Genomic DNA, 14,303 nt, shown 5'->3' on the forward strand with positions numbered 1-14,303 from the left:
GCGACCGACGGCCGCATTCTCGCTCAGCGGACGGGGGTGTTCATGCCGCGCAGCAACTCCTGGGTGCGGCGTAGCTTCAGGCCGGCGTTGACGGAGCTTTGCGGGCCTGGGCGGGCCGCGACGGCATAGGCGCGAGCTGCCAACTGCAGCAGTACATCGCCCAGGTTCTCCTGAGCCTGCACATGCTCGGGTTGCAGGTTCACGGCACGCTGCAGGGCTTCAAAGGCAGCATCCATGTCGCCGCGTGCTGCCAGGATCACGGCCAGGTTGTTGAAGGGGTCAGCCAGGTCCGGGAAGTCTTCAGTGAGGCGCCTCAGCAGGGTCTCGGCCTGGGCCGTCTCTCCGGACTCCATCCGCATCAGCGCCAGGGCGAAGCGTAGGCGAGCGTTGTTGGGATCCTCGGCCAGCGCCGTCTCCAGCGTCTTCTTGGCGTCGGCCTGATGTCCCTGCAGCCATTGCTGCTGGGCCTTCTCCAGTTCGCCCGCAGCCCGGGCCGGGGCGCTCCAGCACAGGCCGGCGGCCAGCACGAGGGCGAGAAGTCGAGGCAGGGCGGGGTGGCGAGGATTCATGTGTCGGGGCGGAGGTGGCGGGAGCCCAATCGGTATACTGAAGGATTCTATAAGCTGGCCCTGCACAGCCCCGCCCCTCGGCGGCGAAGGCCCTGTCCGGCGTCAACTCTTTCGCCCTGCGAGTCCATGTCCCTGCGCATCTACAACACCCTGACCCGAGCGGTCGAACCCTTCGCCCCCATCGAGCCTGGTCATGTGCGCATGTACGTTTGCGGCATGACCATCTACGACCTCTGCCATGTGGGCCATGCCCGCATGATGATGGCCTTTGATGTGGTCCAGCGCTGGCTCAAAGCCTCGGGCTACCGGGTGACCTACGTCCGCAACATCACGGATATCGAGGACAAGATCATCAAGCGGGCACTGGAGCGCGGCATCAGCATCCGCCAGCTGACGGACGAGATGATCGATGCCATGCACCGCGACATTGGCGCCCTGGGCGTCGAGCGTCCGACGCACGAGCCCCGCGCCACCGAATACGTGGGCCAGATGCTGGACATGATCGGCCTCCTGGAAGAGAAGGGGCTTGCCTACAAGGCTGCCAACGGCGACGTGAACTACGCGGTGCGCAAGTTCCAGGGCTACGGCAAGCTGTCCCGCCGCAACCTGGATGAGCTGCGAGCCGGCGAGCGCGTGGCCGTCGATGAAGGCAAGCACGATCCGCTGGACTTCGTGCTCTGGAAGGCAGCCAAGGCTGACGAGCCTGCAGACGCCAAGTACGACGGCCGCTACGGCCCGGGCCGACCGGGTTGGCACATCGAGTGCTCGGCCATGAGCTGCGCCGTGCTGGGCGAGACCTTCGATATCCACGGTGGCGGCCTGGACCTGCAATTCCCGCACCATGAAAATGAGATCGCCCAGAGCGAGGGCGCCCTGGGCAAGCCCTTTGTGCGCTACTGGATGCACAACGGTTTCCTGAATGTCGACAACGAGAAGATGTCCAAGTCCCTGGGCAACTTCTTCACCATCCAGGACGTGCTGAAGAGCTACGACGGCGAGACGGTGCGCTTCTTCATGCTGCGCACGCACTACCGCAGCCCCATCAACTACAGTGATGCCGCCTTGGAAGATGCCCGCCAGGCCTTGCGTCGCCTGTACACCGCGCTGGACGGCCTGGAGGCGGCGCCCTGCGTCATCGACTGGACGCAGCCCGTTGCCGCAGCCTTCAAGGCCGCCATGGACGAGGACTTCAACGCTCCTGCCGCGCTGGCCGTGCTCTTCGACCTGGCTTCCAGCGTCAACCGCAGCCGCTCGCCTGCGGAGGCGGGCCTGCTCAAGGCCTTGGGAGCCACCCTGGGATTGCTGCAGCAGTCCCCGCGCAGCTACCTCCAGGCCGGTAGCACCCTGGACGAGGCTGCCATTCAGGCCCAGATCGAGGCGCGAGCCGCCGCCAAGGCCGCGAAGAACTTTGCCGAGGCCGATCGCATCCGCAAGGCGCTGCTGGAGGCCGGCATCGTGCTCCAGGACTCGCCCACCGGCACGAGCTGGATGAAGGCCTGATGGCGCGCTCGGCTGCCGCCGGGGTCACCCCGGACTATTGGGACGAGGCTTGCAAGCACCTGGTCAAGCGCGATCGGGTGATGAAGAAACTCATCCCGCAGTTCGGCGAAGCACGCCTGCAGAGCAAGGCCGACGCCTTCACGACACTGGCCCGCTCCATCGTGGGTCAGCAGATTTCCGTGAAGGCTGCGCAGTCGGTCTGGGACAAGTTCGCCACCCTGGTGGGCGGTCCGGTGCATCGCATCCAGCCCGCCGCCGTGCTGGCCCTGGACGTGACCGCCTTGCGCGGCGCCGGCCTGTCTGCCCGCAAGGTCGAATACCTGCGCGACCTTGCCGAGCACTTTGAGGCTGGCCGTGTTCATGTCCGCCAATGGACGCAGATGGACGATGAAGCGATCATCGAGGAGCTGGTTGCCATCCGCGGCATCGGCCGCTGGACGGCCGAGATGTTCCTCATCTTCCATCTGATGCGCCCCAATGTGATGCCGCTGGACGACCTGGGCCTGCTCAAGGGCATCAGCGAGAACTACTTCTCCGGGGAGCCGGTGTCGCGGGCTGAGGCCCGGGAAGTCGGCGAGGCCTGGGCACCCTACCGCTCGGTAGCCACATGGTACATTTGGCGAAGTCTCGATCCGTTACCGGTGGAGTACTAGCCCATCCCGTACCGGCTGCGCCAGCCCCCACAAATGGGTAGGCCTGCAGTCCCGGCCCAGGTGCCGCCCAGGTTTCAAGCCCAGGCTGGTGCTGCGGGCTTTTTGTAATCAGGACGACTGATGAGCAAGAAACATTTCCTCGAATTCGAGCAGCCCATTGCCGAGCTCGAAACCAAGATCGAAGAGCTGCGCTACGTGCAGAGCGAGTCCGCCGTCGACATCTCCGAGGAGATCGACCGACTCTCCAAGAAGAGCCAGCAGCTCACCAAGGACATCTACTCCAGCGTCGCGCCCTGGCAGACCTACCAGGTGGCCCGCCATCCCCAGCGCCCTCAGACCCTGGACTATTGCAAGGACGTCTTCACGGAGTTCCAGGAACTCCACGGCGATCGCCATTTCGCCGATGACGCCGCCATTGTGGGCGGCATTGCCCGCTTCAATGGTCAGCCCTGCGTGGTCGTGGGCCACCAGCGCGGCGCCGACGCCAAGGAGCGCACCCTGCGCAACTTCGGCATGCCGCGCCCCGAGGGCTACCGCAAGGCCTTGCGCCTGATGAAGCTGGCCGAGAAGTTCGGTCTGCCGGTCTTCACCTTCATCGACACCATGGGTGCCTATCCCGGCATCGGTGCCGAGGAACGCGGCCAGTCGGAGGCCATCGGCCGCAACATCTTCGAGATGGCGCAGTTGGAAGTCCCCGTGATCGCCACAGTGATCGGCGAGGGCGGCTCCGGCGGTGCGCTGGCCATCGGCGTGGCTGACCAGGTGCTGATGCTGCAGTTCTCGGCCTACTCGGTGATCTCGCCGGAAGGCTGTGCTTCCATTCTCTGGAAAACATCCGAGCGTGCCTCCGATGCTGCCGAGGCGCTGGGCATCACCGCCCATCGCCTGAAGGCCCTGGGGCTGATCGACAAGATCGTCAACGAGCCGGTGGGGGGCGCCCATCGTGACCCGAAGCAGATGTGCTCCAACCTGAAGCGCGCCCTGTCCGACGCCTTGCGCCAGGTCTCCGACCTCAAGCCCAAGGAGTTGCTGGACCGCCGCTACGAGCGCTTGCAGGCCTATGGCCGATTCAGCGACACCAAGAACCGCTGAGCCCGACCCGAGCGCCCTTGGCGCCTGTGTGGCCGTCGCCTGGAGCGGAGGCCGCGACTCCACCGCCCTCATGCATGCCACGGCGCGCTGCGCGCAGTCCTTGGCGCATGAGGGTTTTGCTTTACGGGTGCTGGGGCTGCACGTGCATCACGGGCTCAGCCCGCGGGCCGACGACTGGCTGGCGCAGTTGCAGCACCAGACGCAGGTTTGGCTGGCCCAGGGACTGCCGGTTGCGCTGCGCTGGCAGCACCTGAGTGGCTCACCGGGGCCGGGCGATAGCGTGGAAGCCTGGGCACGCGAGGGCCGCCATGTGGCCCTGCAGGCCATGGCGGAAGAGGCGGGCGCGTCGCTGTTGCTGCTGGCTCACCACCGGCGGGACCAGGCCGAGACCTGGCTGCTGCAGGCCCTGCGCGGGGCGGGGCTGGCCGGTCTGTCCGCCATGCCGCAGCAGCAGGCCCGTGGAGGCCTTGTGTGGGCGCGCCCTTGGCTGGACCAGCCGCGCGGGCGCATCGAGCGCTATGTGCAGGCGCTGGGCCTCGATCATGTCGAGGACGAGAGTAATGCTGACCCGCGCTTTTCCCGCAACCGCCTGCGTCTGAAGCTGTGGCCCGTGCTGGAAGCAGGCTTTCCAGAGGGCGAAGCGGCGCTGGCGCAATCGGCGCGCTGGGCTCAGGAGGCCGGTGAGCTGCTGGACGAGATTGCCCGGCAGGACCTGAGGGCCTGGATGACGGCGCCGTCCGGCTTGGACCTGAAGGCCTGGACGTTGCTGTCTCGACCGCGCCTGAGCAATCTGCTGCGTCACTGGCTGCGCGCGCGCCTGGGGCGGCCGGCGCCGGCGAGTCTGGTGAGCCGTTTGCTGGATGAAGTCGGCGCTGCCGTCCCGGGCGCTGCCTGGCCTGCGGGCGGCCTGGTCATTCAAAAGCACAAGGGGTCCCTGCTGGCCTTGCCGGTGCCTCTGCCAGCGCCGACCCCGCCGGTGGCTTGCCGCATGGACCTCAGCCAGCCTGGCCTGCATGACTGCCCGCAGTGGTGCGGGCGGTTCAGGGTTGATGTGGTGCAGGAGCCTTCGTCAGAACTTGTAGGATCATCGCTATTGCGCAATGTGATCTTGCGTCCACGCGAAGGCAGTGAGCAATTCCAGCGCGCACCAGGCACGCCGCCGCGGTCCTTGAAAAAGTCCTGGCAGGCCGCTGGCGTACCTGCCCAGGGGCGCAGCGGGCCGCTGGTTTTCGTGGATTCTCCTGGGGAAAGCGGCCTGCCGGCGCGTTTGCTGTGGGTGCCAGCACTGGGCCTGGACGCGCGGTGTCGGGGGCAGGGAGAGGGGCCTCTGATGCGCCTGACATGGCTGCCGGATGCTGCTTGACGGATGCCTGAAGGCTGGCCTGGCGGCCTGACGGGGCTTCGTGCTTCGCCAAGGCCAACCGTAGAATCGGCCACTGCGACCGCGGCGCAAGAAACCCCCTCCAACTCCGCGCAATTTCACAACCATGGCATTGATCGTTCACAAGTACGGCGGCACCTCGATGGGCTCGACCGACCGTATTCGCAACGTGGCCAAGCGCGTCGCCAAGTGGGCGCGTGCCGGTCATCAGATGGTGGTGGTGCCTTCGGCCATGAGCGGCGAGACCAATCGCCTGCTGGGTCTGGCCAAGGAGCTCTCGCCCGCCAGCAGCAGCCCGGCACTGATGCGCGAACTGGACATGATTGCCGCGACAGGCGAGCAGGTCTCGGTGGGTCTGTTGGCCATTGCGCTGCAGGCCGAGGGGCTGGAGGCCGTCAGCTACACCGGCTGGCAGGTGCCCGTGGCCACCGACTCGTCCTACACCAAGGCCCGCATCGAGAGCATCGACGACAAGCGCGTGCGTGCCGACTTGGCCGCCGGCAAGGTGGTGGTCATCACCGGCTTCCAGGGCATTGACGAGCGCAACAACATCACCACGCTGGGGCGCGGTGGTTCGGACACCTCGGCCGTGGCCATCGCCGCAGCGATGAAGGCCGACGAGTGCCTGATCTATACCGACGTCGACGGCGTCTACACCACCGACCCGCGCGTGGTGCCCGAGGCGCGGCGCCTCAAGAGCATCAGCTTCGAGGAAATGCTGGAGATGGCCTCGCTGGGCTCCAAGGTGCTGCAGATCCGCTCGGTGGAGTTCGCCGGCAAGTACCGGGTGCCGCTGCGCGTGCTGTCCAGCTTCACGCCCTGGGATATCGACATCAACGAGGAAGCCAAGTCCGGCACCCTGATCACTTTTGAAGAGGACGAAAACATGGAACAAGCCGTCGTGTCGGGCATCGCCTTCAACCGCGACGAGGCCAAGGTGACGCTGCTGGGCGTGCCGGACAAGCCCGGCATCGCCTTCCAGATCCTCGGCCCCGTGGCGGAAGCCAATATCGACATCGACGTCATCATCCAGAACGTCTCCCACGACGGCAAGACTGACTTCAGCTTCACCGTCCACCGCAATGACTACCAGCGCACGCTGGAGCTGCTGGAGAAGACCGTGGCCCCGGCTACCGGCGCCGCCAAGGTGCTGGGTGATCCGCGCATCTGCAAGGTGTCCATCGTGGGTATCGGCATGCGCTCACACGTGGGCGTGGCTTCCAAGATGTTCCGCTCACTGAGCGAGGAAGGCATCAATATCCAGATGATCTCCACCAGCGAGATCAAGACCAGCGTCGTCATCGACGAGAAGTACATGGAGCTGGCCGTGCGCGCCCTGCACCGTGCCTTCGATCTGGACCAGCCGTCGGCGTGAAGCTCGCCTGATAAAAATTCAGGAATTTGTGGCGGAGCCTGAAAAAGCACTGCTATACTGCGAGGCTCTGCTGGAGACGTGACCGAGTGGCCGAAGGTGCTCCCCTGCTAAGGGAGTATGTGGGCAAAACCTGCATCGAGGGTTCGAATCCCTCCGTCTCCGCCAGACAGTATTGAGAAACCCGCCCAAGCGTGCTTGTGGCGGGTTTTTTCATGGGTTGCTGCCTGGGGGTGCTGAGATTGGCTGCGGTTTTCTGCCCAATCGCAGGGGCCCGTCTGTCTGGCTTGCCAGTTGGCCTCGTTTTGGGGCCCTTCAGCTGTGAGTGCCCCGCGTCCCAGGGCCTTCCAATTGCACATGAAATGCAGGTGGACCTGCACGTGAGGAGCTTGCCGTCATGAATCCGGTCGTGAAGATCCGCAATGCCGATGAGATCGCCAAGGCCCGCGAGGCCGCCGGCCTGGTGGCGCAGGTGCTGGCCATGATCGGCGAGCATGTGAAGCCCGGCGTCAGCACGGAGGAACTGGACCGCATCTGTCATGACTTCATCGTCGACGAGCTCAAGGTCATCCCGGCCAACGTCGGCTACCACGGCTTCCCCAAGACCATCTGCAGCTCGGTCAACGAGGTGGTCTGCCATGGCATTCCCTCGCCGGCCAAGATCCTCAAGAACGGCGACATCGTCAACATCGATGTGGCCATCATCAAGGACGGCTGGTTCGGGGACAGCAGCCGCATGTTCTTCGTCGGCGAGCCCAAGCTGGCGGCTCGCCGCTTGGTCAACACCTGCTACGAAGCGCTCTGTGCCGGCATCCGTCAGGTCAAGCCTGGCGCCACGCTGGGCGACATCGGCCACGCCATCCAGAGCATCGCCTTTCGCGACGGCTACAGCGTGGTGCGTGAGTACGGCGGCCATGGCATTGGTGATGTCTACCATGACGCTCCGCACGTCAACCACTTCGGTCGCCCAGGCGAGGGCCTGAAACTGCAGCCGGGCATGATCTTCACCATCGAGCCCATGATCAATGCGGGCCGGCGCGATGTGAAGGAAATGCGTGACGGTTGGACCGTGGTCACCAAGGATCGCTCGCTCTCGGCACAGTGGGAGCACATGGTGCTGGTCACGGAGGCGGGCTTCGAGGTCCTGACCACCTGGCCGGACGGTCTGGGCCACTACCCGCCCATCGCCTGAGGCACGGGCCCCTGCCAAGGCGCCCGGCAAAGTCCCCGGGACGCCGTGCGCATGCCTGCGGCATCAGTGGGCTGTGCGCCCCACCAGGCCCTTTGCCTGCTCCAGGGGCATGGGGCGGCCGAGGTGATAGCCCTGCGCCTTGCCGATGCCTAGGCGCCGGATGGTTTCCAGCTCGGCCATCGTCTCGACCCCTTCCGCCACGAGGTGGCAACCTGTCTCCGCGGCAAAGCCGTGCATGGCTGCGGCCAAGGCGCGGCGCGAGCGGTCGGCATCGATGCAGTGCGTGATGCTGCTGTCCATCTTCACGATGTTGGGATGCAGGTTCAGGATGTGCCTGAAGCTTGCGTAGCCTGCGCCCGCATCGTCAATCGCCACGCGCAGGCCCTTTGACTGCAGGGGCAGCATTACGGCGGCGAGGTCCTCGTAGCACTCGACCACCTGATGCTCCGTGACCTCCACGACGACGCGCTCCAGCGCATAGCCTTCGAGCATTGAGGCAAACTGCCCATGGACGATGGTCTCGGGCGAGGTGTTCACGGTCACGTAGATGTCGGGCGGCAAGTGCTGAAGCGCGGCCAAGGCCAGGCGGATGGCCTTGGTCTCCATCTCGACAGCCCGCCCCACGTGAGCCGCCTCGGCAAACCAGACGTCGGGCGGCCGCACGGGCTGTGGTGAGAAGCGTGCAAGCGATTCAAATCCGCCGACACGCGCATTGGACACGTCCACGATGGGTTGGTAGACCATGGTCAGGCCTTGGGCATTGCAGACGGCGTCTATACGTTCTTCGATAAAGCGGCGGGCCTCGCGGGCGGTCAGCTCCTCCTGGATCTCCTCGGCGGCCATCTGTGCAAAGGCCCGCATCATGTCCAGGTCCCGGCGGGTCAGCGAGTGGTCTGCACTGCGGCTGAAGCAGCAGAAGGTACCGTAGAGCTGCCCGTCCGCCAGCCGGATGGGGACGCTGAGATGGGCTCCAACAGGCAAGGCCTGCGTGGCAGCGAGCGTCAGTGCCTCGGCATTCAGGCAGGCATCGGTGATCAGTTCCGGGAGCCTGCCATCCACGACGCGCTGGCAATAGCTGTCCTCGAGCGGGTCCGATGCGCCGACCCTGATCGGTGCATTCGCTGCCTGAGCGTCTACATGCCTGAAGACGCGGCTCCCGTTGACGAACTCCGAGATGAAGGCGACCTCCATGCCCAGGTGCGTTCGGATGGCGTTGAGCCCGCGTTCGAGGGAGGGCCTGGCAGCGAGGCCCGATGAGGACAAGGATTGCTGCGCAAGGGCCGTAGCGGCCCTGGTGAGTACATCTTTCACTGCATCCTCCGAGAACTGCAGTTGCTCCGGCGAGCCGGAGACGTACGGTGTGCCCGCTTTGCGGTGCTGGGGCTCATGCTCTCACAACGCTTGCGCCTTGGCCAGCAAGTCCTTGAAGGCCGCGCAGGTGTCCGCCCAAGTTTCCGCACAGGCATCCGCACAGATCGTGCGCGTAGCTTTCAGGGTAGGTGTCTTCTGGTCCGTGTGATAACTGTAATGGTGAGCGCCCAGCTGGCCGCGTTGGGCGAAGGTCGTCGGCGCCGCCGGAGCCCTCAGTCCAACGCCCGCCGCCAGGCTTGGGCCAGTGCCTGCACAGCGCGGCTGGTGGCGGCTGGCGGCAGGGCAGCAAAGCCCAGGACCAAGCCCGCCCGCGCTGAAGCCTCAGGCAGGCCGCCCACCTGCCGCATGGCGCCCACTTCCAGATGCGCGGCGGTGGCGGCTTCGGCCAGTCGGCGCTCAAGTGCTGCGTCCGGCAATGGCAGGTAGGCATGCAGGCCGGCTTCGGGCGCGGGAAGCGGCAGGCCCAGGGGCTCAACATGCCGGGCCCAGGCCCCGAGCAGCGCATCACGGCGCTCGCGTGCGGCCCGGCGCATGCGGCGTACATGGCGCAGGAAATGGCCCTGAGCGATGAAATCGGCCATCACCTGTTGGTCCATGCAGGCGCTGTGGCGGTCCAGCACGGCGCGCAGCCGGGCCAGGGTTGGCAGCCAGCCGTGCGGGGCGACCAGATAGCCCAGGCGCAGCCCGGGGAACATGAGCTTGGACAGGCTACCCACATAGAGCGTGCGGCCGGCATTGTCCAGGCTGGCCAGCGGTGCCAGTGGCTGACCCTGGTGGCGGTATTCGCTGTCGTAGTCATCTTCCACGATCCAGGCCTGCTGCCGGTGGGCCCAGTCTAGCAGGTCCATGCGGCGCTGCAGGCTCATCGCGACGCCCGTGGGGAACTGGTGCGAGGGCGTCACGTAGACCAGCCGGCAGCGCGCTCCCAGGGCCTGCAGCGCAGCGGGCCGCAGGCCCTCGCGGTCCACCGGCACGTGGTGGATCCGGGCGGCCTGCAGCGCCAGGGCTGCGGCAGCGGAGCGATAGCCGGGGGATTCCACGGCGGCCTCGTCACCTGGGCCCAGCAAGGCCATGGCGGCTAGGGCAATGCCCTGCTGAGCACCGCCGGTGATCAGGATCTGCTCGGCGTTGCAGGCCAGGCCGCGCGAGCTGCGGAGGTAATCGGCCAGCCATTCGCGCAATACGGGCAGACCAGCAGGGTCGCCGTAGGCCAGCTCGCGTGTGTTGTGTCGGCGCCAGGCCTGGGCCTGCAGCCGAGACCACAGCGTGGCCGGGAACAGGTCCATGGCCGGGCTTCCCCACCGGAAGGCCCGTACCGGCCCGGCGGGCGTGCGCGATGGGGTGAAATGCTGCAGGGCCTCCCAGCGTGGGGTTTGCGGCGTACTGGCTGGCACGCCAGGCGCGGGCCAGGTGTCGGTCGTGCCCGCTGGGGGCCGCATCTGCGCCAGCGGTGGTGTCACATAGCTGCCATCCCCGACGCGGCTCTTGATGAGCCCCTCGTCCAGCAAGTGCTCGTAGGCCCGGACCACCGTGTTTCGGGACAGGCCCAGCGCGCCCGCCAGCTCGCGCGTGGTGGGCATGCGCGCACCAGCGGGCAGACGCCCCTGCAGCATGCGCTGGCGCAGTTGCTCCACCAACTGGCGGGTCAGGGGCCCCGGGCCGTCCAGGCGGATGCCGGCGATGTCGAAGGGCAGGGCAGGGCGGCTGGTGTCGCTCATGACATTGGTCCCATTGATGTGCATGGAATTGGATCTTTCATCGTACCAATTCAGATCCTATGCTGAGCTTTCCTGCCTTAGACCGCTGCCCATCACCGCATGTACACCCCCAAGCATTTCCTGCTCGACGACGCCGCGCTGCAGCGCCAACTGGTCGAGGAGCATCCTCTGGCCCTGCTGGTCGCTGCCGACGCTCAGGACCCCGCCGCCCCGCCGCTGGCCCTGCATCTGCCCATGGTTTGGGTGGAGGAGGGCGGGCACTCCTGGCTGGAAGGGCATCTGGCCCGTGGCAACCCGCACCTTGGCAGCCTGGTCGAAGGGCAGGCCGTGCGCCTGGTCTTCACAGGCCCGGACGCCTATGTCTCGCCGTCCCTCTACGCCAGCCCGCTCAACGTCCCGACCTGGAACTACATGGCCCTGGAGCTTGCGGGCACGCTGCAGTTCGTGGACGAAGCCATGGCCAAGGACCGGCTGCTCAAGCGCCTGATCCAGCCGCGCGATCCGGCCTATGTGCAGCAATGGCTGGGCCTGCCGGAGGATTTCCAGCAGCGCTTGCTTGGCGCCATCGTGGGCCTGCGCGTGCGTGTGCAGGCCGTCCAGGCCAAGGCCAAGCTCAGCCAGAACCGCGCGGATGCCGAGCGCCAGCGCCTGATCGGGCATTTCGAGGCGGGCGCGTCGCCCGCCATGGCGCGCTGGATGCGCCAGCTGGGCCTGTGATGTCCCGCCTCCCTTTGCCAACGTCCTCGACCCAAACCATGACAAGACCTGACCCCCTGGCCATCCGCCCCGTCACCCTCACCGGCCGCCTCGTGCAGCTCGAACCCCTGAGCCTGGACCATGTGGAGGGCCTGTGCGAGCAGGGCCTGGATCCGGCGCTGTGGCGCTGGATCCCCACCTGCGTGAGCACGCCCGCCGAGATGCGGGCCTATGTGGAGGCCGCTCTGGCCGACCAGGCGCGGGGTCAGGCCTTGCCTTTCGTGATCCGCGAGCGCTGCAGTGGCCGCATCGTGGGCAATACCCGCTTCGGCAACATCTCGGCAGCGGACCGGCGTCTGGAGATCGGCTGGACCTGGGTGGCCGCCAGCCACCAGCGTACGGGTGTCAACACCGAGGCCAAGACCCTGCTGCTCACCCATGCCTTCGAGACCCTGGGCGCACATCGCGTCGAGCTCAAGACGGATGCGCTCAATGAGAAGTCGCGCAGCGCGATCGCCCGCATCGGCGCGGTGCAGGAGGGCATCTTTCGCCGGCACATGATCTGCGCCTCTGGCCGGGTGCGGGACACCGTCTACTTCTCCATCATCGACAGCGAATGGCCCGCCGTGAAGGCGCGGCTCGCCGCCATGAGCTGAAAGGGCTCGGCAGCGCTCGGTGCTGCCTGAGCAGGGAGGCTGGGGCGCGCGATTGCGGCGGTAAATGGGGAGGCCCGCGAAGCGGGACGGAGGACACGATGCAATCGCATGCCCCGCCTGCCTGCGACGCGCGATCCAGTGCCGTTCGCCGCAACTTCGCGCCCAATGAAAAGCCCGCATGTCGCGGGCTTTCGCTTGAGGATCAGGGCTTGATCACATGCCCGCGTAGTTCGGCCCGCCACCACCTTCCGGCGTGATCCAGACGATGTTCTGCGTCGGGTCTTTGATGTCGCAGGTCTTGCAGTGCACGCAGTTCTGGGCGTTGATCTGCAGACGCTCGCTGTTGTCCTCGTTCTTCACGAACTCGTAGACGCCGGCCGGGCAGTAGCGGCTTTCGGGGCCGGCGAAGCGGGCGAGGTTGACCTTCACTGGCACCGCGTCGTCCTTGAGCGTCAGGTGCACCGGCTGGTCTTCCGCGTGGTTGGTGTTGGAGATGAACACCGAGGACAGGCGGTCGAAGGTCAGCTTGCCGTCGGGCTTGGGGTAGTCGATCTTGGCGCACTCGGCGGCGGGGCGCAGGTAGACGTGGTCCGGCAGCTCGCGGTGGATGGTCCAGGGCGGGCTCTTGAAACCCAGCTTGGGCAGCAGCCACTGCTCGATGCCCGTCATCAGCGTGCCGACGGTATTGCCCTTCTTGAACCACTGCTTGAAGTTGCGCGAGCGGTCCAGCTCCTCGTGCAGCCAGCTCTTCTCGAAGGCGGCGGGGTAGGCGCTCAGCTCGTCATGCTGGCGGCCGGCGCTGACGGCCTCGAAGGCGGCCTCGGCGGCCAGCATGCCGGTCTTGATGGCGGCATGGCTGCCCTTGATGCGGGCGGCGTTCAGGTAGCCGGCATCGCAGCCGACCAGGGCGCCGCCCGGGAAGACCTGCTTGGGCAGGGACAGCAGGCCGCCGGCCGTGATGGCGCGGGCGCCGTAGCCGATGCGCTTGCCACCCTCGATGTGCGGGCGGATGCTGGGGTGGGTCTTCCAGCGCTGCATTTCCTCGAAGGGCGAGAGCCAGGGGTTCTTGTAGTCCAGGCCGACCACATAGCCCAGCGTGACCTTGTTGCCCTCCAGGTGGTAGAGGAAGCCGCCGCCATAGGTCTCGTGGTCCGCGGGCCAGCCGGCGGTGTGCACCACCAGGCCGGGCTTGGCCTGGGCGGCCGGCACTTCCCACAGCTCCTTGATGCCGATGGCGTAGGACTGCGGATCCTTGCCGGCGTCCAGCTGGTACTTGGCGATCAGCTGCTTGCCCAGATGGCCGCGGGCGCCCTCGGCGAAGATGGTGTACTTGCCCAGCAGTTCCATGCCCAGCTGGAAGCCATCGTGCGGCTCGCCATTGCGGCCCACGCCCACATTGCCGGTGGCCACGCCGCGCACGCTGCCGTCGTCACCGTAGACGATCTCGGCGGCCGCGAAGCCGGGGAAGATCTCCACGCCGAGGGCCTCGGCCTGCTCGCCCAGCCACTTGGTGACCGCGCCCAGCGAGACCACATAGTTGCCGTGGTTGTGGAAGCAGTCGGGGATGAGCCACTGCGGTGTGCCGCGTGCGCCGTCTTCCGACAGAAACAGCACCTCGTCGCCCGACACTGGCTGGTTCAGCGGCGCGCCCAGCTCCTTCCAGTTCGGGAAGAGCTCGGTGATGGCGCGCGGGTCCATCACTGCGCCCGACAGGATGTGCGCACCCGGCTCCGAGCCTTTTTCCAGCACGACCACCGAGAGCTCCTGACCCTTCTCGCTGGCCAGCTGCTTCAGGCGGATCGCAGTGGACAGGCCGGCCGGGCCGCCGCCCACCACGACCACGTCGTATTCCATGTTCTCGCGTGGGCCGAACTGGGCCAGAAGTTCTTCGCTGGTCATCGGGTGTCCTTCAGGATTTGTAATGGGCTTTGCCGTCCACGGGGCTCGCCCCGTTTCGGCACAATTGCGGCGCATTCTACTGGGGCGGTTTGAAAATAGAACGATCGTGCTATTTTTGTGGTGCCATCCCCTAGAGACGATGCTCTAGCCGGGTGTTGTCCCCGATGGTGTCAGGCGCAGCGGTGCGCCCGCCAGCCTTCCTGG

Annotated in this window: 12 protein-coding genes and 1 tRNA gene; 9 read left to right on the plus strand and 4 right to left on the minus strand. The window is 66.5% G+C overall.

The features are described from left to right. Positions 1–23: 23 nt before the first annotated feature. Positions 24–569, minus strand: a complete 546-nt coding sequence (locus ACS5PK_RS01095; RefSeq protein ID WP_439438432.1) for a tetratricopeptide repeat protein — start codon at positions 567–569, stop codon at positions 24–26. Positions 570–695: 126 nt separating this feature from the next. On the opposite strand from ACS5PK_RS01095, the gene cysS reads away from it, so the two are divergent. The 7 genes from cysS (at position 696) to map (ending at position 7,759) form a co-directional block, all read left to right on the plus strand. Continuing rightward, a complete protein-coding gene (gene cysS, locus ACS5PK_RS01100; protein WP_439438433.1) occupies positions 696–2,069 on the plus strand; it encodes a cysteine--tRNA ligase in 1,374 nt (457 codons plus the stop codon). Beyond that, positions 2,069–2,722: a DNA-3-methyladenine glycosylase family protein gene (locus ACS5PK_RS01105; protein ID WP_439438434.1), complete on the plus strand. Its 654-nt coding sequence runs from the start codon at positions 2,069–2,071 to the stop codon at positions 2,720–2,722. The genes cysS and ACS5PK_RS01105 overlap by 1 nt, the downstream gene beginning before the upstream one ends. Positions 2,723–2,842: 120 nt before the next feature. Then, a complete protein-coding gene (locus tag ACS5PK_RS01110) occupies positions 2,843–3,814 on the plus strand; it encodes an acetyl-CoA carboxylase carboxyltransferase subunit alpha (RefSeq protein WP_439438435.1) in 972 nt (323 codons plus the stop codon). Positions 3,815–3,842: 28 nt separating this feature from the next. Then, positions 3,843–5,177: a tRNA lysidine(34) synthetase TilS gene (tilS, locus tag ACS5PK_RS01115; RefSeq protein WP_439438436.1), complete on the plus strand. Its 1,335-nt coding sequence runs from the start codon at positions 3,843–3,845 to the stop codon at positions 5,175–5,177. Between the two features lie 124 nt (positions 5,178–5,301). Further along, on the plus strand, positions 5,302–6,570 hold the full coding sequence (locus tag ACS5PK_RS01120) for an aspartate kinase (RefSeq protein WP_439438437.1): 1,269 nt from the start codon (positions 5,302–5,304) through the stop codon (positions 6,568–6,570). A 72-nt stretch (positions 6,571–6,642) separates the two neighbouring features. After that, positions 6,643–6,735: transfer RNA gene (locus ACS5PK_RS01125), tRNA-Ser, on the plus strand. A gap of 229 nt (positions 6,736–6,964) precedes the next feature. Beyond that, entirely contained in the window at positions 6,965–7,759 is a 795-nt protein-coding gene (gene map, locus ACS5PK_RS01130) for a type I methionyl aminopeptidase (RefSeq protein WP_439438438.1), read from the plus strand. Positions 7,760–7,822: 63 nt separating this feature from the next. Here the strand turns inward: map and ACS5PK_RS01135 are convergent, their stop codons facing one another. Both ACS5PK_RS01135 and ACS5PK_RS01140 read right to left on the minus strand, forming a co-directional pair. Continuing rightward, positions 7,823–9,022, minus strand: a complete 1,200-nt coding sequence (locus ACS5PK_RS01135) for a sensor domain-containing phosphodiesterase (protein ID WP_439438439.1) — start codon at positions 9,020–9,022, stop codon at positions 7,823–7,825. Positions 9,023–9,342: 320 nt separating this feature from the next. Then, positions 9,343–10,848, minus strand: coding sequence for a PLP-dependent aminotransferase family protein (locus tag ACS5PK_RS01140; RefSeq protein ID WP_439438440.1), 1,506 nt, complete (start codon positions 10,846–10,848; stop codon positions 9,343–9,345). A gap of 99 nt (positions 10,849–10,947) precedes the next feature. Here ACS5PK_RS01140 and ACS5PK_RS01145 point away from each other — a divergent pair, with 99 nt between their 5' ends. After that, a complete protein-coding gene (locus ACS5PK_RS01145) occupies positions 10,948–11,565 on the plus strand; it encodes an FMN-binding negative transcriptional regulator (protein ID WP_439438441.1) in 618 nt (205 codons plus the stop codon). Between the two features lie 38 nt (positions 11,566–11,603). Further along, a complete protein-coding gene (locus ACS5PK_RS01150; protein ID WP_439438442.1) occupies positions 11,604–12,200 on the plus strand; it encodes a GNAT family N-acetyltransferase in 597 nt (198 codons plus the stop codon). A 213-nt stretch (positions 12,201–12,413) separates the two neighbouring features. Here ACS5PK_RS01150 and ACS5PK_RS01155 read toward each other — a convergent pair whose 3' ends face one another. Next, positions 12,414–14,099 (minus strand): electron transfer flavoprotein-ubiquinone oxidoreductase, encoded by a 1,686-nt coding sequence (locus tag ACS5PK_RS01155; protein ID WP_439438443.1) that lies wholly within the window; start codon positions 14,097–14,099, stop codon positions 12,414–12,416. Positions 14,100–14,303 lie beyond the last annotated feature (204 nt).

Source organism: Roseateles sp. DB2 (assembly GCF_051857535.1).
GTDB lineage: Bacteria > Pseudomonadota > Gammaproteobacteria > Burkholderiales > Burkholderiaceae_C > Roseateles_B.